This window comes from Mesorhizobium sp. M0244, assembly GCF_040321795.1.
Classification (GTDB): domain Bacteria; phylum Pseudomonadota; class Alphaproteobacteria; order Rhizobiales; family Rhizobiaceae; genus Mesorhizobium.
In genome coordinates this window covers 25,869-49,909 of record NZ_JAMYSE010000010.1, presented here as the reverse complement: position 1 = coordinate 49,909, position 24,041 = coordinate 25,869, and the positions used below count along the sequence as shown (strand labels likewise).

Here is a 24,041-nt window from a genome sequence, read left to right as displayed (position 1 = left end):
CTCACGCTGCGGAGGCGCGCTGCCTGCCGGCGGAAGGGGCAGCGATGCTGCTGGCATAACGGCGCGTCATTGCCGCGCAGAACTCGGCGAATTCCTCCGGCACCAGCGGCGGACTGGCGTGGTGCGGCATCATTCCGCAGTGTTCCGGCGTGAAGCAGAAGGTGACCGTCACGTCGAAGTCGGCCAATGCCTCCATCTGCCGGTCGAACCAGTCAAGTGCGTTGGGCCTGAAACTGTCGGCCCAGGAAAGCCCGGTACGCAGATTGGTGACGCCGAGCCGTTTCATCCAGGCGACGGCGTCATCCAGCCGGTGATCTTCGAAATGGAACCACTGCACCAGTCCCATTGCCGGCGCGTGATGCAGGAATTCCTCGAGCGCCGGCTTTGGCGTACCGTCCTGGCGCAGCAGGCCCATGTAGAAATGGCGGTAGTAGGAAGAGCCTTCCGCCTCGCGATGGCGCGTCGTCGCTTCCCATTCTCGCGGCAGGTCGTAGAGGCTGTACCATTGGATGCGTGGCGCGTTGCCGATCAGCAGCTCCGCAGTCCGGCGCAGGCCCCAGACCTGTACCTCCTCGGCGCCGAAGGTCGACACGCCGACCTCGCTGACCCATACCGGAAGATCGGTGACAGCCGAAATCTCGCCGATCTTCTGTGGCCATGCGTGGATCTGCCAGAGGTTCCAGTCGAGCGGAAAGCCGTGCACGGCGACCGCGTCGACATGATCGAGCACGCCGAATTCCTTCATCCGTGTCATGAAGCCAGCATCGATCGGCGAGATGCCGCCAAGCACCTTGGTCAAGGCCGGATTCTCCGAGGCGATCGCGTCGGCGGCCAGAATTGCCATATTGGCGAAGCGGCTCCAGTCGGGGTCGAGCTCGGGATCCCAGTGGGATTTGTTATTGGGCTCGTTCCAGATCATCGCGGCTTCAATCATTTATCTGTCCTTTCGACGGGTAGACGGCGCCGCCACCGGCCGGTATGTCGGCGGTGCGGCAGAAATAGACCTCCTGCTCCGGATGCAGCACGATCTCGAAGCCGGCGCTGCGCAGCATGGCTTCGGTGCAGGCGCGATTGGGAATCCACCAGTTGGTCGGGTCGTCGGCGTAACGATGCTCGATGAAATGCAGCTTTGGGAACTCCGGCCGGTCGAACAGGTCGTGGGTCCAGAAATGATAATTCTGCTCGAGTGCCGGCACGTCGGTGCTGCCGCGCTGCATCGACTGGAAGATCATCAGGTCGTCGGCGACGTGCTTCCGGATCAGATCGAGAGCGAGCAAGGGATGGCGCAAATGGTAGAGCACCCCCATGAACAGCACGATGTCGAACCGCTCGCGCAAGGCGCCGACGTCGTAGACCGAGAGCTGCTGGAATTCGATGTCGCAGTCCGCTACCTCGGCGGCAAAGCGGGCCTGCGCCAGATAAGCCTCATCGAAGTCGATGCCAAGCACGCGGCCGGCGCCGCGCCGTTTCATCTCGATCGAGTAGAAGCCCGCATTGCAGCCTATGTCGAGTACCGCTTTGCCGGAAAGATTGGCGGGGATGGCGTCGGCGAATTTGCGCCATTTGATCAGCGGATAGTTACCAAGGAAATGGTCGGGAGCGGTTTCGATGCCGGCCAGCTCCATATTGTGGAACCATGGGCCGAGCGCATCGATACGGCGGCGGATTTCGGCATCGGAATGCAGCATGGCTAGCCTCCTTCGCCTGCGAGGATAGGGACGTGCTGGTGGCCGGGCAGCGTCACGGCGGCTTGGTCGTCCTTGCTCCCGGCTCTGCTTTCAAGCAGCCGAAGTGCCGTGCGATAGCCGTTGAAGGTGCCGACATCGACATAGGCGGTGCCGGCCTTGACGCCATAGGCTTCACCCCCCGCGGCCAAATAGGCGTTGACCAGCGTGCCGATATATTCATCGCACCGGTCCCGTTCCCGCCATAGCGCGGCAAGCCGGTGAAGGGTGCGGCCGGGCATCTTGAACGCACCCCAGATCCAGTTCGACGCGGCATTCTGCTGCTTGACCTGGATTTGCTTCACCCGGCTGTCCTGGTCGACAACGACGGCATCGAAGAATTCCGGCTGGTCCACCGGAAACAGCAGAAAGGACAGGCCATCGTCCGGAAGGGCCAAGAAGCCGTCTTCGGGAAACCAGATCGTATCGGGCAGCCCGACCAGAACGGTCTCGTCCGGTGCGACCAGCGGTGCGGCGCGAAAGATGGCGTCGCAAAGGCCGACTGGAGAGGGCTGCACCACAAACAGCGCAGCCGCATCGGCATAGCCGGCAGAATAATATTCGAGGATATCCGACTTACCCGAACCGATGACGAAGCAGATCTTGTCGGCCCCCGCGCGCACCATGCGGCGCACCAGATATTCGCTGACCGCGCAAGGCCGCTCGGTGTTGCCGTCGATGCGGCTGCCGACCGGCAGAAGTTCCTTCGAAAAGCCGAGCGGCTGGATGCGGCTTCCCCGTCCGGCTGCGGGCACGATGCCCAACATCAAACTGCCTCCTTCAACGGCTCGCCAAGCGTGGAGCCTTGCAGTGAATCGGACAGGATGCGATCGAATTCCTTCGCCCGCCGTGCCGAGGTGTGTTCGTCCAGCACCCGCTCCCGCGCACGGCGCCGGATCGCATCAAGCTCGGCGTCGGACAGGTCGAGCGCGGCGACCACGTCGTCAGTGCTGTTCGCCACGACGATCTCCTCGCCGGGCCGGAAAAAGGCGTCCAATCCCGGCCATGTGTCGCTCACCATCGCAGCGCCGCAAGCGGCAGCCTCGAACAGCCGGCCGGATGGGCACCAGCCCCTTTCGGCCATCGCCTCGCGGGTCACGTTCAGGGTCAGCCGCGATGATGAAAAGAAGGCCGGGTGGTCGGCGGGCGGCAGGTGACGGACGAAGAAAATATTGTCGCTCCACGGGAATTCTTGCGGATATTGTGCACCGCCAATGACGAAACGGCGCTCCGGCAGGCGCGCGGCCGGGCTGACCAGCAGCCTTTCGACCCCGGCCTGGCGGTCTGCTGCATAGGTTCCGAGATAGGACAGGTCGCCGCCGAACTCTGGCCTGGGCGGGGCCGGGCGGTGTCGCTCTGGATCGACATGGCCGTAGAGCGGCATGACGCGGCGTGCACCCAGCATCGACTTCAATGCGTCGATGGCGGTGCCTCCCGTGTAGCTCAGCACGAGATCGAAATCGCGAAGCCCTTCCGGCCCGAAATAGGCCGGAGGCGCACCTTGTTCGATCCGGGCCAGCGTCACCGGCGTGTCCAGATCGTAGAACACCTTCAGTCCGCGACAGGCTTGGTGGGCAAGGCGCGAGGCGCTCACGGCATCAGGGCAATAGGAGGTGACAATGACGACATCGGCCTCATTCATCGCCTGCTCGGCAACGCGCTGGATGTCCTCCCAGTCCGGATAAAGGACAATGCTGCCGCCATCCAGCTGGTCGAGGTCGCGCGTCCCGGCGTAATAGGGAGTGTTGCGTTCGAAGAAGGTGATGGACCAGCCCAGCCCGGCCATCGCCCGGATCAATCCGCGCCACAGCGTGGCGTGCCCGTTGCCCCACGACGATGTCACGGTAAGACCGAAAATGACCATGCGCATCCGGCAATTCCTCGTCAGGCAGCTTCATTGAGTCTGATCAGCTTCGACCCCCAGTCTCCCCAAACAACCGTGGTGATCGACGCTGGGTCGATATCGAAGCGAAAGCAGTCTCCCAGCGACAGGCCGAGCACGTTGCACACGGCGGCCTTGATGACGTCGGCATGGCTGACCAGTGCAACGCACTGGTTCTGGTATGGGCCGCGAACCTCCTCGATCAACGAGACGACGCGTTGCTGCACGTCCAGCATGGTCTCGCCGCTCGGCGTTCTCGCCTGCTGACGCTGGTCGTTCCACGCCCGCCAGTCGGCGTCCTGGTTCAGTTCCTCGAAGGTCTTTCCCGACCAGGTGCCGAAGTCGACCTCATCGAGTTCCTCATGGATCGCGATTTCACCGGCATTGCAGGCGATTGCGATCGGATTTGCTGTCTCGCGCGTGCGTTCGCGCGGGCTGCAGAAGATTGCCGCTATCGCCTCGCGTGCCATGCGGTCAGCCAGATGCGAGGCCTGTGCCCTGCCGGCTTCGCCGAGGCACACGCCAGCCATTCGTCCCGCAAGATAACAGCCGACATTATCGTGCGCGGCGTGGCGGACCAGAAAAAACGTCGTCGTCATTCCGCGGCATCGAGCATCGGCTCGTCCTTACCGGCGATGAAAGAGAGCGTGCGCAGGCGGGCTTCTGCGTCGGTGAACTGCTCGGGCGGCGATTTCATGAAATAGCTGCAGGGACCGGTCAGAGCGCCCGCGATGCCGCGGTCGAGCGCCAGCTTGGCGCAACGCACCGCATCGATCACGACCCCGGCCGAGTTGGGTGAATCCCACACTTCCAGCTTGAGTTCGGCGCTCAGCGGCACGCCGCCGAAGGTCGTGCCTTCGACCCGGATATAGGCCCACTTGCGGTCGGTCAGCCACGGAACGTGGTCGCTCGGCCCGACGTGAATGTTGCCGGGCTCCAGAGGAACGTCGATCTGGCTGGTGACGGATTGCGTCTTCGAGATCTTCTTCGATTCCAGCCGCTCGCGCTCCAGCATGTTGAGGAAGTCGGTGTTGCCGCCGAAATTGAGCTGGTAGGTGCGGTCGATACGCACCCCGCGCTCGCGAAACAGGTTGGCGAGTAGCCGGTGGACGATCGTCGCACCGACCTGGCTCTTGATGTCGTCGCCGATCAGCGGCAAGCCATGCTGTTCGAAGCGCCGGCGCCACTCCGGCCGCGAGGCGATAAAGACCGGTATGCAGTTGACGAAGGCGCAGCCCGCCTCGAGCGCACACTCGGCATAAAAGCGCGTTGCCTCCTCAGAACCGACAGGCAGATAGGACACCAGGACATCGGCGCCGCTTTCGGCGAGGATCTTGCTGATGTTGGCGACCGGCTCGTCGGCCTCCTCGATCTCGTCGCGCAAATATTTGCCGATGCCGTCCAGCGTCGGCCCGCGTTCGATGCGAACACCGGTAGCCGCCACATTGGCAAAGCGGAAAGTATTGTTGGGCGCGCTGTAGATCGCCTCCGCCACATCGCGTCCGACCTTGCCCCTGGCGACGTCGAAAGCGCAGACCACTTCGATGTCCTTGACATGATAGCCGCCAAGATCGGCATGCATCAGCCCGGGTATGGGCTCATTGCTCCTTGCGTCGCGGTAATAGGTGATGCCCTGAACAAGGGAGGAGGCGCAGTTGCCGACGCCGACTATACCGATCCGAACTTTCTTCGATCCCACGAAACCGCTGCCTATGCTGTTGAAGGTAAGTTCTTCGTGCCAAACCGCCTGCCTCCCGGATTGTTCCTTGCCGGCTGCAAAAATCGTGCAACCGACGGTGGATCAAAGTAGCGCTCGCCGAGTTGTGCAGCGGGGGGCAAGGCCAACCGGGATGGGACAATGATCGTCTATGGCGACCACAAGCAAATGGAGAGCGCGCAATATCTTCGCGGCTCGGCCTGCGAAGCGGCCGAGCACATTGCGGACATGCCAAGCGGGATCGAACGCCACGCAGCCCTGGTCGGCCTGTTCATCAAGCTCTCGGAACTGGTCCAGGGCCTTGCCGATGCTGAATTCGAAGCCAACGGCACGGACAGGAATTCCCCACAGCGGATCGCGGGCGCAAATCTCTTGGTCGGCTTGGCCCGGGACGTGGGTAGATCGTGCGAGGCCGGATTTGCAATCGACGGCCCGGTCGGTGCGGACGTGCCGCGGATGATGGCCGAACTCGATTGCGATGGCGAAATCCTGACCGGCACGGCTGAAGGCTACGCCCATTATGCGCTCTATCCGGAGAGCTATTTCGTCGCCGCGCGGCAGTCGGGTCTCGATGCGAACACATGCGTGATTGGCATCCGCAGCATCGGCCTAGGGCTGGCAGCGATGGTGGCTGCAGCCATCGACACACCGGCACCCGTCAGCGTCCGTCCGACCGGTCACCCGTTTCGCAGGCGGCTTGCCGCCGATCCGGAGCTGATCAGCGGCTGGAGGACGAAGCCGTTGGCCCGCTTCGCTGTCGTCGATGAAGGCCCGGGCCTGTCCGGCAGCTCGTTCCACGCCGTCGTCGCATGGCTGCAAGGGCTAGGCATCGATGCCGGACGCATCCATCTGTTCCCAAGCCATTCAAGTGGCCCGGGTCCCGAGGCTTCGGCGGACAGTCGCGAGGCATGGATGCGCTGCCAGAAACACACCGCCGACTTCGAACGTACTTTCCTAGCTGGATCCGCTGTCCCGACGCTGCGGGACTGGGTAGCCCGGACGATCGGCAGCACAGCGGTCAGCCTGACGGAAACATCCGGCGGAGAGTGGCGTCGCCTGCACTACGGCTCGCAGGATCATTGGCCACCCGTTCACCGCGGCTTCGAGCGGCGGAAGTTCCTCGCTTCTGCAGGCCGGGAAAAATGGTCGGTCAAATTCGTCGGCCTCGGCGAAATCGGAATGCACAAGGCCGAGACTGCAAGGAGGCTGCATGACGAAGGCTTTGCTCCGGAAGTCGCCGGGCTGTGCCATGGCTTTCTCGTAGAACGCTGGGTCGGCGGTAAAACGCTGGACCGTGCAAGGCTTTCGAAGGAAAAAGTGGTCGCTCATCTCGCGCGCTATCTCGCCTGGCGCGCAGCCAATCTGCCCGCCTCCGAGCCGGGTGCCTCGCTGGAGGCGCTTGCCGACATGGCGGTGCAGAATACAAGCGAGGCGCTGGGGGAAAGCCGTGCGGCGGAGTTGCGGAACTGGTTCTCGAAGCAGGCTCCACCCAAGAACATGCAGCGGGTCGAGATCGACGGGCGGCTTCATCCGTGGGAGTTCATCCTTTCGCCCGGTGGAAGGCTGGTCAAGACGGACGCCCTCGACCATTGCCGATCGCACGAGCTGATCGGTTGCCAGGACATCGCCTGGGACATTGCCGGCGCCCGTGTCGAGTACAGCCTCCCCGACGCGGCGACTGCGGCGCTTTGCAAAGCTGTCGAGGCGAGAGCCTCTCGTTTCGTCGACGCCAATTTGGTCGAGTACTACGAGCCCTGCTATCTTGCCTTCCAGTTTGGCTTGTGGAGCATGGCTGAACGATCTGGCGACGGTCGGGAACACGACCGGCTGGCGGCCGCGGCGGGGCGCTACACTGCAGCGCTGCTTCGTTTCCTGGATAGCCTACGGGACCTGCGGCCGCTTGAGCAGGATCAGTCCAGTCGGCGCAGCATATCCGCTTCCTTTTCGAGGATGGCGACTACCTCTTCGCGCTGAAGATGCGTCATCATCAGGCTCACGCAGCATTCCAGATAGGTGATGGAAGCCCGCCGCAGGAAGGCAGCCGTCTCCCTTGCGGCCATTTGCTCGATGTCTTTGGCGGATCGCTTCGGATGCACAAATCGTCTCCATGCCGGTACCCTGGCCGAACCAGAAGCTGGACAGCTTGTTCCCGCGACGAGAAAAAGTGACCGACGACCCGACGCGAAACGACCCGCGCTCTCCGACATGATTCGTGCGAGCGGCTGGGCGATTCCCCGCCGTTCAGGCCGGCAGGTTTTGCAGCCGGCCTGATGCGGAATGCACGCTGGCGGCAATCGGGGGTCTTCTGTCGACCATCTGGGCCGCCTCAAGCTCGGCAAAATAGCTGATTGTGCGCATCAAACCTTGCCTAAGCTGCACTTTTGGCGACCAGCCAAGAAGCTTTTTTGCACGGGAAATATCCGGTTGCCGACGGCGAGGATCGTCCTGCGGCAGTGGCAGGAATTTCAAGGCCGATTTGGTGCTGGTCATGCCTCTCACCAGGCCCGCCAATTGCAGGATGGTGAACTCCCCCGGATTGCCCAAATTGACCGGCTGGCGCGGATTGGGATCGACGTCCATCAGTCGGATCAAGCCGTCGACCAGATCCGAGACGTAACAGAACGACCTCGTCTGCAATCCGTCCCCGAATATGGTCAGCGGCCGTCTCTCGAGTGCCTGCATGATCAGATTGGAAACGATCCGTCCGTCGGCCGGGTCCATTCGGGGACCATAGGTGTTGAAGATGCGCGCGACACGGATATCGGCTTTTCCCATTCTCAAATAGTCGAAGCACAAGGTTTCGGCGGTACGCTTGCCTTCGTCATAGCAGGCGCGGGGGCCGATGCAGTTCACGTGGCCGACATAGTCTTCCTTCTGCGGATGCTGTTCGGGATCGCCATAAACTTCGCTGGTGGACGCCTGCAGGAAGCGGGCGCCGTTCCGGGCAACGAGGTCGAGCAGATTGAGCGTTCCGATGACGCAGGTTCGCGTCGTGTGGACCGGGTCGGCCTGGTAGCGCGGCGGCGAGGCCGCGCATGCCATGTTGAAGATGCGGTCTACCGGCTCGCCAAGCTCCAACGGCCGGCAAATGTCCTGCTTGATCAGCCGGAAATGCGGACGATCGGCGATCGATGCTATGTTCTCCATACGGCCGGTAAGGAAATTGTCGACGCAAATCACGCGCCAGCCGATCTGGAGCAATGTCTCGCAAAGATGCGAACCGAGGAAGCCTGCGCCGCCGGCGACAAGCACGGTCCTGGTCCGTTGCGCCTTTCTTGATTGCCGCATCTCTATTTCTCCCGTCTGCGGGTCATGCTGCACTCTCGACGTCCAGATCGAGAGCAGAACGTGGCGATTTGGCCTGCGCCAGCAGCGAAACGAATTCGCAGGCTCTCGCTGTGCCTGTGTGGGCTGCCAGGATGAGCGCGTGCGCTTGTCTGGCCATGGCAAGCCGGGCGCTATTGGATTCCGTGGACAGGATGCCGGTCACGTCTTCAGTCTTGCGCGCTGTGTGGATCGTCCGCCCCGGAAACAGGCTTTCCAGTCCGGCCCAGAAGTCGCTGATGATCGCCGTGCCGCAGGCCGCCGCCTCGAAGAGGCGCACGCTGGGGGACCAGCCGGCCGCGATCATGGAACTGCGCGTGACGTTCAACGTGTAGCGTTGGCGGCTATAAAAGGCCGCGTGGTCTGCCGGCGGCAGGTGCTCGATGCGATCGACATTGTCCGGCCAGACGATGTCGCGCGGATATTGCGAGCCGGCCACGACGAAGCGGCGCTCCGGCATGCGACGCGCCGGTTCGAACAACAGCGCCTCCAGCGTCGCCTGGCGGTCGGGGCTGTAGGTGCCGAGATAGCCGAGATCCCAGCGGATCGGATCACCCGTTCCGTGATGCCGTTCCGGGTCAACGGAACAGTAGAGCGGCTCGGCACGCCTTGCGCCAAATTCCGCCGTCAGACGGGCAAGCGTCGGCCCGCCGGTGAAGGAGAAATAGATGTCGAAATACGGGACCTGCCGCTTGGCAATGTAGTCGCAATCATCGGCCGAAAGCTTTGCCAGCGTGACCGGCGTGTCGATGTCGTAGAAGCAGAACCGACCCGTGCACAGCGACGCCACCACGTCGATGACTTCAGGGCCTTCCGGAACGAAGGAGCCGACGACCACGATATCGGCCTCGCGCAGGCAGCGCGCAAAATTGCAGCGAAGATCATCAGTCGTTTCATAGTAGCGCAAGGCGCAGAAATCGGGATCGCGCAGGTCCCGGTGGCTTGCATACCACGGCACGTCGCGCTCGAGAAAGGTGACGCGATGGCCGAGCTCATGGAGGCCTTTGAGCAGGCCACGAAAGGTCGTGGCGTGGCCGTTTCCCCAGGACGAGGACAGAGACAGGCCGAGAAAGACGATGTCGAGCGGCTTCGTCATTCCGCGGCCTCCACGGTCGGGCGCTCGAAATGGCGCCTGAAAACGGCGTCGGCCAAAACGGCCCGTGTCGTATAAGTATGTTCGCCAAGCACGCGTCGAAGCGCAGATGACCCGATCGTCTTGGCCCGTTCGGCCGTAAGGTTTCGCATGATCTCGGCGACATCCTCACCGTCGCGCGCGACCAGGATTTCCTCGCCTGGTTTCAGGAACAGCTCGACGCCGAGCCAGGCGTCGGTGATGAGGCATGCGCCGGCGCCTGCCGCCTCGAAAACGCGCGTCGCCGGCGAAAAGCCGTTGGCCGCCATACTGTCGCGGCTGATGTTCAGCACCGCCTTGGCCGTGACGTTCAGTGCATTGTGGTCACGCGTGCCGACATGGCCGAGCCACCTGACATTGGCGGGCATCTGCTTGTCGCCCCAGCCCGACCCACCGAGCAGGAAGCGCTGATCGGCCAAGTGGCTGGCGGGCTCGAGGAAGAAGGCCTCGACGCGCGCCTCGCGGTCCGGCAGCCGGTTGCCGAGAAAGGCGAGATCGCAGGCAAAGCGCATCTCCTTGCCGACCGGATGATGCGTTTCCGGATCGAGTGCATTGTAGATCGGCACGCATTCGGCGGCGCCCATGGCGCGGTACGCCCACACCACCGGGTCGCCCCCGCCATAAGTCAGCACGAGGTCGATTTCCTGTAGCGCACTATGCAGCGGATGGTCAGGCTCGTCGCGCAACTGGCCAAGCGTTGCCGGCGCATCGACATCCCAGAACACCGTCAGCGCGTCGGCGCGGGCGTGATCGAGCACCGCACGCAACAGCGCGTCGTCGGCAAAACCAACGCCGCTTGCCTTGACGACGATGTCTGCCTCGGCCGCCCGGGCCGCCACCTGCATCAGCGCATTTGGGGTGGCCTCGTAGACGACGACGGTGCACCAGTCCGGCGCTTCGATGTCGCGGTTCTTCTGGCGATCGTAGACGTCCGGCTCATAGAAGGTGATGTCGTAGCCGAGCCTGGCCAGAGCCTTGAGCAGTCCGCGGTAATAGGTGGCCGCGCCGTTCCAATAGGACGACAGCAGGCTCGACCCGTAAAATGCGATCTTCATTCGGCGGCCTCCTTTGCAAGGATCGTGTCGGCGGCTTGCCGGTGCCCGCATTCGGCGAGCACGCCGAACAGTTCATCCGCCCGGTGCCGGCATGTGTGCCGCGAGCGAATGGTCTCGAGGCCCGATGTCGCCAGAGAAGCGGCGAGATCCGCATCACGCAGCACGGCGCGGAGATGATGCCGCATCTCGAAGCCATTGTTTGCAAACAGGAAATCGGCGCCCGGCCTGAACAGACGTTCGACATCGGACCAGGGCGCCGAAACGAGCGGAATGCCGCAGGCGAGCGCCTCGAACATGCGGATGGTCGGGATGCCGGGGAGGCTTTGGCGGTATGGACGCCGCGGGATGTGCACCGTGATGCGGTTTGCTGCGAACGCCTTCGGCACGTCGGCGTTGGCGATCCAGCCTTCGTAGTGCAGGCCGGCGGCCGCAAGGTCGGCGAGCGCATCCCGTGGATAGCGGACGCCGTGGACGGTGCCGCTCAGGCCGAGCTCATACACCGGGTCGACCAGGAATTCCCTGATTTCGGTGCTGCGCTCGTCGTCGCCCCAATTGCCGATCCAGATCAGGTCGGCGCTGCGTTCGATTTCAGGATGTGGCCGGAACAGATGGTCATCGGCTGCCTCGTGCCAGGTGAAGACCCGCTTGCCCCATCCGGCGCGAAGATAGCTTTCCCGCAGCGCTTCGCCGAAGGCGAGCACGCCGTCGTAATGTTCAAGCTGCAAGGCAGAAATCGCTTGCGTGGCCGAGATGGCGCGATGGTGCGTGTCGTGGAACAGCAGCGTGAAACGGCTGCCAGTCGCTTTCGCCCTGCCCAGGCGCGCAATAAGGTCCGGCTCGGTCCACTCGTGCACGATCACCACATCGGCATCGGAGATCCAGGCTTCGTGGTCGAAGGCGGCATCGTAGGTCACCGGCATCAACTCGGGGAAATCCTTCCTGAATCGCTCGATCGCAAAGGACCCTTTCTCGGCAACCAGGTTCGACCGGCTCCAGCCTTCGGCGGGCTCCAGCGCGATCGCCTGGTGTCCGCGCGCGACCAGCTCGCGCATGATGCCGCGCAGGAAATGTGCGTTGCCGTGGTTCCAGTCGGAAACGATCGAATGGGTGTAGAATAAAAACCGCATAATCAACTATCCGCCATGGTGGCCAGGGCCGCCTTGTCGTAGACGCCGCGCATGGCGGTCGCTTGTCTTGCTAGCGAAAATCTGCGGCTTCGGCGGGCCGCCGCTTCACCGAGCTCTCGCCGGCGCTGCGCGTCGCTGCAAAGATCATTGATGCATCTGGCGAGATCGCGCGGATCGCGCACGTCGTAGAACATGGCGGCGCCGTCCCACAATTCGCGATAGGTCGCGATATCGGCGAGCACCAAAGGCGTTGCCGACATTGCCGCTTCCAGCGTGGCCAGGCCGAACGGTTCATAGAGCGACGGCGAAACGAAGATTCCGGCCCGCGCCATCAACGAGCGCACTTCCTCATGCGGCACCGGCCCGACGGGAACCGCGTGACTGAAGCCAACATGCTGGCCCTCCGGCCCTTGCAGCGAACCTGCGACGAAGACTGGCCATTGCGTCAGGGAGGCGGCCTGGTCCAGCACCGCCGCGTTCTTTCCTTCATCCCACCAGCGCGCAGCGGCGAAAACGACCGATTCCCGCCTTTCGCTCTTCGGGCCGGGCCGCGCGCCATTGCCGACGACACTCAGGCGCGCGATCGGCCCGTAGCAGGTTTCCAGCATGGCGGCATGGCTGCGGCTCGGCGCAACGACCATGCCTGCTTTGTCGAGACCGCGCCGGTTGCGGTCCTTCTGCCAGATCCATTCGCCGTCCGCCGCCTGTCCCTTGACGACATGGAACCATGTCACCACGCAGGAATGCGAGACCGCTACGACGGGGCAAGGCACATCGAGCCCCGCAGCCTGCGTGGGCGCGTTGAGATGGACGACGTCGATGGCGTAGTCACGTATGAGTGGGTGCAGCTCCTGCTGCAATGCGTCGAGGTCGTGCTCGTTGCGGGTCATCCAGTCGGGCGGCGTGTTGAGCCATGTCAGCGCCGCGAAAGACTGGGCCTCCTCGGCCTGCTGCCTGGACGGTTCCGGACCAAGCCCGGCAAGCACGACGCTGTCGCCGCCGGCGACCAGTTGCCTGGCCAGATCGAGCGCATAGCGCCAGACGCCGCCAACGGCATCGACGGTCATCAGGATGCGCCGCGGCGGGCTCAGTGTCCGCAACATGTGGCCTCCAATTCGGCCAGCGGACGCGGACGCTTCTCCTGGATGTCGCTGAACGTTCGGAAGGATGCGAGGTAATGTTCATGCGCGCGCTCCCAGGCGAGGTCGTCGGGCTCGCCCCAAAGCTCGCGATAGCTTGGCGAACTCGGATAAGGATAAAGCGGCACCGGCTCGTTGGCCCAAACGCCGTTGTCGATCAGGTGCTTGCGCCAATAGTCGACCAGCGCGGGATCGTCCTCGACCACACCGATCAGATTGGCCTGCACGAACGGCACGTGGCGCCTAGCGTCGACCAGCAACGCCGCCAGTTCCTCGGTGCCCAGCCGGCAGCGTTTTGCCAGCATGGCGCGGCCTTCCACCGTCAGGCTTTCGAGGCCCGCTTCGATCGAGACGCATCCGGCGGCACCGAGCAGTCTCAGCAGCTCCGGCTTCCAGAGGTCGATGCGAGTCTGCACGCCGAACTTCACATCGCGATCGACCAACGCCTCCAGCAACGCCTTTTGCGGCAGGAAAATCTCGTCGATGAAGTAGATGTAGCCCACGCCCTGTGCGATGAGCCGATCGATCTCCGCGATCACTGCTTCGTGGTTCCGGCGGCGGTAGGCATCGCGGAAATCGATCTTGGCGCAGAAGCTGCAATTATACGGGCAGCCGCGCGACGCTTCGACCTCCGCTCCGAAACCGACCTGATTGTCGTCGAAGCGATGGTGGTGGTGCGAATGCGCGGCAATCCAGTCCGACGGCCATTCGAGCGGTGGGTGATTGATGAACGAACTCGCATGGGCGCCGCCGTTCGAAACCAGTTTTTCATGCTCGAAATGGGCGGTGGACGGCACCGCGCTCCAGTCGTCGCGCAGGGCAAGTTCCGCGACCACTTCCTCGCATTCGCCGCGCACGACAATGTCGACCCCAAGCTTGCGCAATGTCGGCGCCGGCGTCGCCGAGCCATGCGGGCCGACGGCGACGGTGCGGCCGCCGTGGCGGGCAAGACGGTTGAGGAAATCGGCCGGCACGCGCAACTCGGGCGGTGCGCAACGCCAGAACAGATAGGTCGGCGCGGTGCTGACGACGGTCATGCCAGGCTCGAAGGCGGCGACGCGATCAGCGAGCGCGGCGTTGTCGAGCTTCTGGATCTGCCCGTCCAGCATCAGCACCTCGTGGCCGGCGGTTTCTAGCAGGGCTTTCGAATAACCGAGTTCGAGCGGCAGATGCGGCTGACGGCAGCCGAAATAGATGCTGTCCTGGTATGTCCAGGACGGATTGACCAGGGCGACCTTCATGCCACGTACCTCGCCGGTTCGGGACGCGGGTCGATGCGATGACGCTGCAGCCAGTCGGCGAGGTCACGAATACCGTCGCGCCAAGAGATGTGCGCTCTCCACCCCAGCGCAGCGGTGATCGCCCGCGTGTCGGCGACGAAGAACGGTTGGTCGCCAGTGCGTTCGCGGTCGTAACGGATCGAAACGTCCCGTTTCGTTATGTCGCGAATCTCCTTCAGCAGCATGCGCAGGCTGACGGCGTTTTCCGGTCCGCCGCCGAGGTTGAATGCCTGGCCCTTGATCGTCTCGATCCGGTCGAGCACGGCGCGATAGGCCGCGACCGCATCGGAAACATGCAGGATGTCGCGCACCTGCTTGCCGTCGCCGTAGATGGTGATCGGCCGGTCGGAGAACGCGCTGAGCAGAAAATGGGCGACCCAGCCCTGATCCTCCGTCCCGAACTGGCGCGGTCCATAGATGCAGCTCATGCGCAGCACCGCCGTCGGCAGATCGTATGACTTGGCATAATCGAGAACATACTGGTCCGCCGCGCCCTTCGAGCAGCCATAGGGCGTGCAGAAATCGAGGCCGCGCGTCTCGTCGACGCCGTGCGCACGGATGCCCGCGTCGCAAGGCGCGTATTTGCCGTCCTCTTCTCGCATTGCGAGGTCGGCGAGGCGGCCATAGACCTTGTTGGTGCTGGCGAAAACGACGGGGATGCGCTTGCCGCTGCGGCGGGCGGCTTCCAGGACGTTGAACGTCCCGCGCAGGTTGATGTCGAAATCCTCATCCGGTTGAACCAGACTCGTGGTTACGGCGGTCTGCGCGGCAAGGTGGAAAACCGCCTTCGAACGTGCCACCGACGGCGCGAGCGCCTCCGCGTCGCGGATATCCGCTATTTCGACGGTGAGGCGGTTGCCGTGCTTTCGCGTCAACCATTCGAGGTTCTGCTCGACGCCGGGACGGCTCAGATTGTCGATGACCAGCACCGGCTCGCCGTCCGACAACAGGCTGTCGGCGAGGTTCGAGCCGATGAAGCCGCTGCCGCCGATAATGGCGACGGGCGCTTCGCGAAAATTGCGTGAATCCGGTCTCAAGATACCAGCCCTCGCGCTTCGAGTTCCCGCTTCATCTCGGCGCTGCGATCGATGGCAACCGTGTTACGCACCCATGCGACGAAATCCCCGAGCGAATGCTCCAGCCGGTACTGCGGCTGGAAGCCGAGCAGTTCGCGCGCCTTCGAGATGTCGGCAAAGCAGTTGCGGATATCGCCGGAGCGTGCCTTGCCGAGGATTTCCGGCGGGCGGCCAGGCACGCCCATCGCTTCGGCGAGCAGCCGGGCGACTTCGCTGACCGCATAGGCCCGCCCGCTGCCGATGTTGATGACGTGGCCGCGCGCCTGGGGCTGTTCCAGCGCCAGCCGGAAGGCGCGGGCAACGTCGCGTACATGAACGAAGTCGCGCTTCTGTTCGCCGTCTTCGAAAATCAGCGGCCGCTGGCCATTTGCGATGCGCGAGGCGAAGTTCGCCAAGACGCCGGTATACGGGTTCGAGAGTGCCTGTCCGGCGCCGAAGACATTGAACAGGCGCAGCGCGACCGCATCGACGCCATAGGCTTCGCCGAAGATCAGTACGGCGCGCTCCTGAGCGTATTTCGTCAGCGCGTAGATCGAGGCGAGATCGACCGGTTTTTGCTCGTCGGTCGGCAACGGCGACAGGACTTCACCTTCCGGCGACAGGGGATTCCATTGGCCGCTGCGGATATCGTCCGGCTGCCGTCTCGCATTGTCGATGCGCCGGCCATCCGGCGTGGCATAGAGACCCTCGCCATAGACGCTCATCGACGAAGCAACGACGATACGTTCGATCGGGCGTTTGATCAGCACTTCCAGCAACGTGGCGGTGCCGAGGTCGTTGGCGCCGACATAGCGGGCGATCTCGTACATGGACTGGCCGACGCCCACTTCAGCCGCCAGGTGAATGATCGCGTCGACATCTTCGACTGCCTCTGTGACGGCATCGCGATCGCGAACGTCGCCTTTGATCAGCTTGGCGCCTGGCGGCAGGCTGATTGCCTCGCCGCCATGCACCTGGTCCAGCAGCGCATCGAGAATTGAAACCCCATAGCCATGTTCAACGAGTTCCTGGGCGACGTGGCGGCCGATGAAACCGCAGCCTCCCGTGACCAGTATACGTTTCACGACAACTCCTCATACGAATGGCTTTGCCGCCCCAAACTTCCGGGCGAAAGGTTTGTTCCCTTGCTTCAACAAAGTTCCCGGAACGCCGTGTGATCGCGAAAGTGTCCCGGCCGGCTTGGGCTGGGGACGGGAACATCGAAGCGCGCTTGGTGTTAGGAGCCATATTCGACTGACCGCGCGCACATGCCGACAGCGATGCATCTGCTGGTTGTGTGAAGGCAGACCGGCAACGCGGGGGTCTCGCGGTCTGCGGTGGAATCGAAGGGAGATTGCGATGTCTGAATCGAAGACGACCACCGATCATAACGAAATCCGCCGCTGGGCCGAGGACCGCGACGGGCGGCCGGCGGTGGTTCGCACCAAGGGCGAGGGCGGCATACTGCGCATCGACTTCGGCGAGCCTGAAGAGACGTTCGAGCCTGTCGAATGGGACGAGTTCTTCAGGATATTCGACGAGAACGAACTGGCCTTCCTCTATCAGGACGAGACCAGCGGCGGGAAAACCAGCCGTTTCAACAAATTCGTCGAGCGCAGCCGGAAAGGCTGACCGCGTCTAGTTGCCGGCAACGGCCGCGGTCAGTGCAGCAGGTTCGCTCCACGTGCCCTGACGATGTTTCGCATGATGCCGTTGAGCCAGTCCTCGGTGGAGGAGCCGGATCGTCTCCTGTCGATCTCGCCGATGGCCTGCTCGAGCGTTCGCTCAACCAGCCGGTCGGAAGCATCCATGTCTCCCAGCAGCAGGCGTGCAGCGAGCCTGAGCTTGGGCAGCAGTGAAAATACGTCGTCCGAGGGCTCCGACGCTCGACCTCCTTTCGATGCAGGCGTCTCGGCTGGGAAGAGAGCATCGAAAACAGCCTGGCCGTCCGAGGATTTTCGGAGGCTGCTGGCATACCGAAGGCGCTCAGGAATAACGATGTCTTCATCGCCGCTGAAAAACACGAACGGCACGCCACGGCGCATTAACTCGTCGGCGATCGGGAATACCCGTCGTCCGTTGAGATTGACGTCCAGGATCGCGGCCTCCGCCTCGTCCGTATGTTTCGATGCCTGTTCGACCGTCGCCACTGGGCCAAGCACGACGGCGCCCATCTTGCTGAAGTAACGTGCAAGATCGCCCGCCAGCATCCATTCGTCCTCGACGATCAGGATATGCAAGCCTTGCAGGTCGCGCACCTCATTGTTCCTTCTTCCTGCGGGATTTACGGCTGTCGGCGCGGACTTCTGCAAAATGGCGGGCCAGGACCTCTTGCAACCGTTCCGCGAGCGCGAGCAGGCGAGGCGGGATGTTTTCAGATACCGGGAACCTGGTCAGATCCGGCGAGGGCAACAGGATTCGCTTGGCCGGCTTTATTTCAGGTGGTCGTCTTGCCATTGGAACCGCCTCCGAAGTCAAATGTTAATGCCACCGGCGGTGCTTTGTTCCGTTATTGGACTATTTACTGGCCTCAGGCTCGGCCCGGTCTTAGTCTGAGGCGTGATTTGGGTCTAAGGGCTTGGCGTGGCATCCCAGAATGGAAGATTTCCCATAGTCGGCGTCGGTGCATCGGCCGGCGGCATTCCCGCGATGGAGGGCCTGTTCAAAGGACTGACCGGCGACACCGGCATGGCGTTCGTCGTCGTCACGCATCTCAGCCCGGAGCGGGAAAGCCTGCTGCACGAGGTCATCCGACGTTATACCGAAATGCCGGTCTTGGTGGCCGAGGAGGGCGCGGCGGTCCAGCCCGGCCAAGTCTATGTGATGCCGCAAAACGTCGTCCTCACCATCCGCAAGGGCGCGCTTTCGCTGCGCCGGCCGAACACGCTCAACCGCGAGCGCAAGCCGATCGACATTTTCTTCAGCGCATTGGCCGAGGACCAGGGCGAGTATGCCGTCGGCATTATCTTGTCGGGTGGCGATTCGGACGGCACGCTCGGCGCCAGGGCGATCAAGGAGCATGGCGGGCTGACGATTGCCCAGGCCTCCAACGGTTCCGGCCCGCGCAATCCGGACATGCCGCAGAGTGCGATTTCGAGCGGCCTGATCGACATAGCGGCGCCCGCCGAGCAGATCGGGGCAAAGCTTCAGGCGTTTGCCCGCGGTTTCGATGTGCTGAACGGACTGACCGAAGCCGACGACGAGCACAAGGCCGAGATGGATCAGGCCCGCGATGAAATCTACGCCATTTTGCGCAGCCATTCCGGTCACGACTTTTCCGGCTACAAGACCAAGACTTTTCTGCGTCGCGTAAAGCGGCGCATGCAGATAACGCAGCTGCAGTCGATCACCACCTACATAGAACGGCTGAAAAGGGATCCGGACGAGGTGGCGAAGCTGTTTCGCGACCTGCTCATCAACGTCACCAGCTTTTTTCGCGACGCCGAAGCGTTCAAATTGCTGGAGAAAAAGATCATACCGCAGATTTTCGAAGGCAAGAACGCCTCCGATGCCGTGCGTGTGTGGGTGCCCGGCTGCGCCACCGGCGAGGAGGTGTTCTCGATCGGCATGCTGATGCGCGAGCGCATGGAGAAGCTCTCCGCGCCGCCGCGCGTCCAGATATTCGCGACCGACATCGATGAGCCGGCGCTCGCGGTGGCGCGTGCGGCACGTTATCCAGAAGCGCTGCTGCACGGGCTTTCGCCCGAGCGCAGGCAACGCTTTTTCCACAGTGACGGCGAGAGCTATGTGCTCGGCAAGGAGGTGCGCGAACTGTGCATCTTTTCCCCGCACAGCATTATCCGCGATCCTCCCTTCTCGCGCATCGACATGATTTCGTGTCGCAACCTGCTGATCTATTTCGGCCCGCAAATCCAGAACCGGGTCATTCCGATCTTCCATCACGCGCTGAGGCCGGGCGGCTACCTGTTCCTCGGCAACTCGGAAAGCATCGGTCAGCACGGTGACCTGTTCGCCACGGTCGACAAGAAGCAGCGGATATTCCAGGCGCGGGAACATGCCACGCCGCGGCCGCCGGTCCTGATCGGCAATGGCCGCACGGGTGCCCTTCCGGTTGGACGCGGCGGCTCGAAGAAGGATGCGGCCAGCCATTCACTGCGCCAGGCGATCGAGGCTCAGGTGCTGGAGCGGTTCGCCCCGCCTCACGTTCTGGTCAATGGCGATGGCGACATCGTCTACTATTCGGCGCGGACGGGCAAATATCTGGAAGCGCCACAAGGCGCCCCGAGCCGGCAGTTGCTGACCTTGGCCCGCCGCGGGCTGAGACTGGAACTGCGCGCCGCGTTGCGGGAAGCAGCCACGACGCGCCGCACGGTCGTGCGGGAGAACATAGCGGTCGAGGAAGACGACGGACAGGTTCAGTTCATTACACTGACGGTCGAGCCATACACGGAACGCAGTAATGGCGAGCCCCTCTACCTCGTCCTGTTCAATCCGGTGGGACAGGCCCAGATCCGCTCCGATCCGACACGGGAAAGCCGCGGCACCGAAGATGCGGCCTATCTCGAACGGGAGTTGCGCGACACTCGCGAGCGGCTGCAGTCGACAGTCGAGGAATACGAAACCGCGCTGGAGGAAGTAAAATCTTCGAACGAGGAACTCGTCTCCGTCAATGAAGAGGCACAGTCGACCAATGAGGAGCTTGAGGCCTCGAAGGAGGAAATGCAGTCGCTCAACGAAGAGCTCAACACCATCAATGCGGAACTGACCGGCAAGATAGAGGAACTCGATCGCGCCAACAGCGATCTCAGAAACTTGTTCGAAAGCACGGAAATCGCCACCATCTTCCTCGACCGCAACCTTGTGGTGCGGACCTTTACTCCCGCCGCGTCGTCGTTCTTCAACTTGCGTCCGTCCGATGTCGGCCGACCGCTGACCGATCTTTCGAGCCAGCTCGACTACCCCGAGTTGAAGCGGCACATCCAGGCGGTGTTCGAGACGGGAGAGACCCTGAACCATCACCTTGCGCGCGACGACAAGGGCCGGTTCTACCTGGTTCGCATCAACCCTTACCGGGACAAAAGCGGCAGCATCCAAGGCGTGGTCGTGACCCTGATCGACGTGACGACGCTGGCGCAGGCTGAAGAGCGTCAGCAAGTGCTCATCTCGGAGCTGAACCATCGCGTCAAGAACATGCTGGCGGTTGTCGCCAGCATCACCAACCGGACGCGTGAATACTCGGCGTCGAAAAACGAGTTCGCTGAAGCCTTGATCGGCCGTCTGCATGCAATGTCACGAGCCTACAGTCTGCTCTCGCGCGAAAGCTGGACGGAAGCCTCCGTCGAGGAACTGCTGCGCCAGGAGCTTGATCCCTTCGGGGCCGAACGGTTCGAGCTCGATGGCAAGCGGGTAAGCCTCAAGCCTGTACAGGGGCTTTCGTTCGGCATGGCAATCCATGAACTGGCGACCAATGCCGCCAAATATGGCGCACTGTCGAAGCCTGCCGGGCGGATAATTGTGAAATGGTCGGTGGTGGATGGAACCTTCAAGCTCGTCTGGCGCGAGAAGGGCGGCCCCCGCATCAAGGAGCCAACCGACAGCGGCTTCGGCCTTACCCTTCTGCGCGGAGAAATCGGCTACAGGCTGGGCGGAAAAGTTGAAACAAGTTTCCGCTCAAATGGTTTGGAGGCGGAAATTGCATTCCCTCTGACCCGCGAGGGCTCGTCGTGACCGGAAAGGTGCGTGTGCTGATCGTCGAGGATGAATGGCTGATCGCCGACGACGCGGCGGCTTACCTGCGAAAAGCCGGCCATCAGGTGGTTGGACCTGTTTCGTCGGTGACGGCGGCACTCCGGCTCGTCGGCGAAGGCGGGATCGACGCCGCGTTACTGGATATCCAGCTGAACGACGAAACCAGCTACCCGATTGCCGAAGCGTTGCGGATGCGTGGTGTTCCGTTCGCCTTCCTCTCAGGCTTTGGCGAACGGGAAATTCCGGCCTGGTTCCGCGCCTGCAGGATCGTGCAGAAGCCGGCGAGCCAGAGTGCGATCCTGAACGCCGTAGATGAACTCGCGCGGGCTTCCTGAATTCCTGGCATTCCAGCGGCTTTGTCGGTCGGGCGTGGCGTGGTGCCAGCCAGCCGTCGCCGGCCAGCGTATCGCCGGCTTCGATGCAGATTTTCCATCACGCTGCCGCCGAACCTGTGGCAGGCCGCATTGCTCCGCCATTGCGAGCCAGACCCCATGGCCGGCCTATGGCAATATCCGCACCGGTACCGATTTGACTGCCGGAACATGAGCCTTCTCGGCTCTGTGCCACAAAGGAACCAGCGGGTTGAGCTCGGGATAATAGCCGGCACAATTTCCTTCCGGAACCGAGAAAGGCGTGATGCGCAGCCCGCGCACGCGGCGCTCCACACCATCCTGCGCATTGGCTTCGAGATCGACCTCCTGTCCCGCGCTCAAACCGAGGCGCTGGATATCCTTCTCGTTCATCAACAGCACCATGCGTGTGCCGCTGATGCCGCGCAGCCGGTCGTTGTAGCCGTAGACGGTCGTGTTGAACTGGTCGTTGGAGCGGACCGTGATCAGTGTCAGCACATCGCGGCCGGCGACATCGATGTCAGGATCGGTTTCAAGGCCACTTGGCAGCTTGAAGTTGGCCTTCTTGTTCGGCGTCTCCCATACCCGTTTGCTGGCCGTGATGTCGCGATGGAAGCCGCCGGGTGTCAGGAAACGCTTGTTGAAGTCGCGGAAATGTTGGGGGTAGCAGCGCTCGATCTCGTCACGGATGCGGGAATAATCCCCAACCCACTCATCCCATTGGATCGAACTCCTGCCTGGCACCGTCGCCTTGGCAAGTTCGGCGACGATCCTGGGCTCGGAAAGCAGATGTGACGAAGCCGGAGGTCGCGATCCGAACGAGCCGTGGATACAGGCGGTGGAATCCTCGATCGACACCCTTTGGTCGCCGCTCGCCTGATGATCTCTTTCCAGCCGTGACAGGCAAGGCAGCAGGTAGGTTGTCCGGCCGGCGATCAGATGGCTGCGGTTGAGTTTGGTCGCGATCTCGACATGCAGGTCGAGCCCACGCCAGGCTTTCTCGACCAGGCCGGTTTCCGGAACGGCCCGCACGAAATTGCCGCCCAGCCCGACGAAGCCCTTGACCGATCCATCGATGACGCCTTCGCAGGTCTCGACCGTATCGAGGCCTTTTTCGCGCGGCGGTTCAAAGGCGTAGAATTCGGCGAATTTGTCGAGCGGGACGAGCTCTGGTTTTTCCGATATGCCGACGGTGCGCTGCCCCTGGACATTGGAATGGCCGCGCAGCGGCGAAATGCCGGCGCCGGATTTTCCGATATTGCCGCGCATCATCAAAAGGTTGCACAGCATCTGGACGTTCTCTGTGCCGTGCCGATGCTGGGTCAGGCCCATGCCGTAATTGCCGATCACGGCGTTGGAATGGCTGTAGACCTCGGCGACATGCTCCAGGTCGGTCTGCGCAATGCCGGATCGCGCCACCATATCGCTCCATTGGGCGTTGCGCAGGAAGGCCTCGAACTCGGCGAAGCCATGCGTGTGCTCGGCGATGAAAGCCGTGTCGAGGACACGCGTCCTGCCGCTTTCGCGGGCGGCATCATCGAGCGCCAGCAACGCTTTGGCGATGCCCGTCATCGCGGCAATGTCGCCGCCGGAACGAACCTGGAAGAAGTCGCTGGACATTTTGGTGCCAGGCCCGGGCGACAGCATGTCGACAGGGTTTTGCGGGTTCTTGAAGCGCTTCAGTCCCCGCTCGGGCAAGGGATTGAAGGTGAAGACGGGCACGTTGCGTCGACGTGCCTCCTGCAGCGGATGCAGCAGGCGCGGCGCCGTCACCCCGGTGTTGTGTCCGAAGAAGAACATCATGTCGCATTTCGCAAAGTCTTCGAGCTGCACGGTCCCGACCGGCGAACCGATCGATTCCGGCAAGCCGACCGAGGTCGATTCGTGGCACATGTTGGACGAATCGGGCAGGTTCGAAGACCCATATATCCGCGCAAAGAGCTGGTACATGAAGGAAGCCTCGAGCGAGGCCCGGCCAGACGTGTAGAACACCACCGATTTTGGATCGAGCCGCTGCAGCTCGGCAGCTATGTCGCGGAATGCATCTTCCCAGGAAACCGGCTCGTAACGGTCGACGGCGGCGTTGTAGCGCATGGGCTCCGTAAGCCTGCCCTGCTTCTCCAGATCGTGGTCCGGCCAATCGAGCAATTCCGTCACCGGGTGCTCGGCGAAGAAAGCGGGTTCGCAGCGCAGCTTCGTCTGCTCCCACATCGTGGCCTTGGCGCCGTTTTCGCAGAACTCGAAAGGCCTCGGCTGGGCTGGCTTTGCCCATGAACAAGACACGCACATATAGCCGTCGGCCTTGTTCTGCTTGAGCAGCGTGCTCCATATCCCGGACAACAGCAGGCCTTCGCCACGCGCCTTGCGGACGAGGGATTTAAGCGATCCTCAGCCGCCTGTCGGGTGGTCGTATCTCTTGGTTTCGATGCGATCGGTTACGGCGGGTTTCATGCAAGCCACTCCCTGTAAGAAGAGCATTCATAAGAACCCGCCGTAAGGCTGAATGTTCCGGGCCGGGTCCCTACCGTCACACCGTTCCGTCTCGCC

At 62.8% G+C, this 24,041-nt stretch carries 20 protein-coding genes and 1 pseudogene; 4 read left to right on the top strand and 17 right to left on the bottom strand.

The features are described 5' to 3' along the window. Nucleotide 1: 1 nt before the first annotated feature. Genes NKJ08_RS10240 through NKJ08_RS10215 form a run of 6 tightly spaced genes read right to left on the bottom strand, consistent with a single transcriptional unit; the run spans nt 2 to nt 5,305 of the window. On the bottom strand, nt 2-934 hold the full coding sequence (locus NKJ08_RS10240) for a glycoside hydrolase 5 family protein (protein WP_352527117.1): 933 nt from the start codon (nt 932-934) through the stop codon (nt 2-4). Next, nucleotides 927-1,688, bottom strand: a complete 762-nt coding sequence (locus tag NKJ08_RS10235; RefSeq protein WP_352527118.1) for a TIGR04290 family methyltransferase — start codon at nt 1,686-1,688, stop codon at nt 927-929. The genes NKJ08_RS10240 and NKJ08_RS10235 overlap by 8 nt, the downstream gene beginning before the upstream one ends. A gap of 2 nt (nt 1,689-1,690) precedes the next feature. After that, complete coding sequence (locus tag NKJ08_RS10230) at nt 1,691-2,491, bottom strand: nucleotidyltransferase family protein (RefSeq protein WP_352527119.1); 801 nt, start codon at nt 2,489-2,491, stop codon at nt 1,691-1,693. Continuing rightward, the gene (locus NKJ08_RS10225; protein ID WP_352776454.1) at nt 2,491-3,594 is read right to left on the bottom strand and encodes a CgeB family protein; all 1,104 of its coding nucleotides are present in this window, start codon (nt 3,592-3,594) and stop codon (nt 2,491-2,493) included. Before NKJ08_RS10225 ends, NKJ08_RS10230 begins: the two co-directional genes overlap by 1 nt. A gap of 14 nt (nt 3,595-3,608) precedes the next feature. Next, nucleotides 3,609-4,205, bottom strand: coding sequence for a histidine phosphatase family protein (locus tag NKJ08_RS10220; protein WP_352776455.1), 597 nt, complete (start codon nt 4,203-4,205; stop codon nt 3,609-3,611). Continuing rightward, the gene (locus tag NKJ08_RS10215) at nt 4,202-5,305 is read right to left on the bottom strand and encodes an inositol-3-phosphate synthase (RefSeq protein ID WP_352527122.1); all 1,104 of its coding nucleotides are present in this window, start codon (nt 5,303-5,305) and stop codon (nt 4,202-4,204) included. Before NKJ08_RS10215 ends, NKJ08_RS10220 begins: the two co-directional genes overlap by 4 nt. 159 nt (nt 5,306-5,464) lie before the next feature. On the opposite strand from NKJ08_RS10215, the gene NKJ08_RS10210 reads away from it, so the two are divergent. After that, a complete protein-coding gene (locus tag NKJ08_RS10210; protein WP_352781707.1) occupies nt 5,465-7,297 on the top strand; it encodes a hypothetical protein in 1,833 nt (610 codons plus the stop codon). Between the two features lie 267 nt (nt 7,298-7,564). Here the strand turns inward: NKJ08_RS10210 and NKJ08_RS10205 are convergent, their stop codons facing one another. Genes NKJ08_RS10205 through NKJ08_RS10170 form a run of 8 tightly spaced genes read right to left on the bottom strand, consistent with a single transcriptional unit; the run spans nt 7,565 to nt 16,520 of the window. Then, a complete protein-coding gene (locus tag NKJ08_RS10205) occupies nt 7,565-8,611 on the bottom strand; it encodes a UDP-glucuronic acid decarboxylase family protein (protein WP_352527124.1) in 1,047 nt (348 codons plus the stop codon). Between the two features lie 22 nt (nt 8,612-8,633). After that, nucleotides 8,634-9,743, bottom strand: a complete 1,110-nt coding sequence (locus NKJ08_RS10200; RefSeq protein WP_352527125.1) for a CgeB family protein — start codon at nt 9,741-9,743, stop codon at nt 8,634-8,636. Then, entirely contained in the window at nt 9,740-10,834 is a 1,095-nt protein-coding gene (locus NKJ08_RS10195; protein ID WP_352527126.1) for a CgeB family protein, read from the bottom strand. The genes NKJ08_RS10200 and NKJ08_RS10195 overlap by 4 nt, the downstream gene beginning before the upstream one ends. Further along, a complete protein-coding gene (locus NKJ08_RS10190) occupies nt 10,831-11,961 on the bottom strand; it encodes a CgeB family protein (protein ID WP_352781706.1) in 1,131 nt (376 codons plus the stop codon). The genes NKJ08_RS10195 and NKJ08_RS10190 overlap by 4 nt, the downstream gene beginning before the upstream one ends. Before the next feature lie 2 nt (nt 11,962-11,963). Then, on the bottom strand, nt 11,964-13,064 hold the full coding sequence (locus NKJ08_RS10185; RefSeq protein ID WP_352527128.1) for a glycosyltransferase family 4 protein: 1,101 nt from the start codon (nt 13,062-13,064) through the stop codon (nt 11,964-11,966). After that, nucleotides 13,049-14,341: a TIGR04295 family B12-binding domain-containing radical SAM protein gene (locus tag NKJ08_RS10180; RefSeq protein WP_352527129.1), complete on the bottom strand. Its 1,293-nt coding sequence runs from the start codon at nt 14,339-14,341 to the stop codon at nt 13,049-13,051. The genes NKJ08_RS10185 and NKJ08_RS10180 overlap by 16 nt, the downstream gene beginning before the upstream one ends. Continuing rightward, a complete protein-coding gene (locus NKJ08_RS10175) occupies nt 14,338-15,417 on the bottom strand; it encodes an NAD-dependent epimerase/dehydratase family protein (RefSeq protein WP_352776456.1) in 1,080 nt (359 codons plus the stop codon). Before NKJ08_RS10175 ends, NKJ08_RS10180 begins: the two co-directional genes overlap by 4 nt. Beyond that, nucleotides 15,414-16,520 carry an NAD-dependent epimerase/dehydratase family protein gene (locus NKJ08_RS10170; protein ID WP_352527131.1) on the bottom strand — a complete coding sequence of 369 codons (1,107 nt, stop codon included), beginning with the start codon at nt 16,518-16,520 and terminating at the stop codon, nt 15,414-15,416. The genes NKJ08_RS10175 and NKJ08_RS10170 overlap by 4 nt, the downstream gene beginning before the upstream one ends. A gap of 274 nt (nt 16,521-16,794) precedes the next feature. Between NKJ08_RS10170 and NKJ08_RS10165 the strand changes: the two genes are divergently transcribed. Then, entirely contained in the window at nt 16,795-17,067 is a 273-nt protein-coding gene (locus tag NKJ08_RS10165) for a hypothetical protein (RefSeq protein ID WP_352527132.1), read from the top strand. A gap of 29 nt (nt 17,068-17,096) precedes the next feature. On the opposite strand, the gene NKJ08_RS10160 is transcribed toward NKJ08_RS10165, so the two are convergent. Then, complete coding sequence (locus NKJ08_RS10160) at nt 17,097-17,693, bottom strand: response regulator (protein WP_352776457.1); 597 nt, start codon at nt 17,691-17,693, stop codon at nt 17,097-17,099. Nucleotide 17,694: 1 nt separating this feature from the next. Then, nucleotides 17,695-17,892, bottom strand: a complete 198-nt coding sequence (locus NKJ08_RS10155; RefSeq protein ID WP_352527134.1) for a hypothetical protein — start codon at nt 17,890-17,892, stop codon at nt 17,695-17,697. 126 nt (nt 17,893-18,018) lie between these two features. On the opposite strand from NKJ08_RS10155, the gene NKJ08_RS10150 reads away from it, so the two are divergent. Both NKJ08_RS10150 and NKJ08_RS10145 read left to right on the top strand, forming a co-directional pair. Then, nucleotides 18,019-21,123: a CheR family methyltransferase gene (locus NKJ08_RS10150; protein WP_352781705.1), complete on the top strand. Its 3,105-nt coding sequence runs from the start codon at nt 18,019-18,021 to the stop codon at nt 21,121-21,123. After that, on the top strand, nt 21,120-21,479 hold the full coding sequence (locus tag NKJ08_RS10145; RefSeq protein WP_352781704.1) for a response regulator: 360 nt from the start codon (nt 21,120-21,122) through the stop codon (nt 21,477-21,479). Before NKJ08_RS10150 ends, NKJ08_RS10145 begins: the two co-directional genes overlap by 4 nt. 165 nt (nt 21,480-21,644) lie before the next feature. Here the strand turns inward: NKJ08_RS10145 and NKJ08_RS10140 are convergent. Next, nucleotides 21,645-23,945 (bottom strand): annotated as a pseudogene (locus tag NKJ08_RS10140) (FdhF/YdeP family oxidoreductase). Nucleotides 23,946-24,041: the final 96 nt, after the last annotated feature.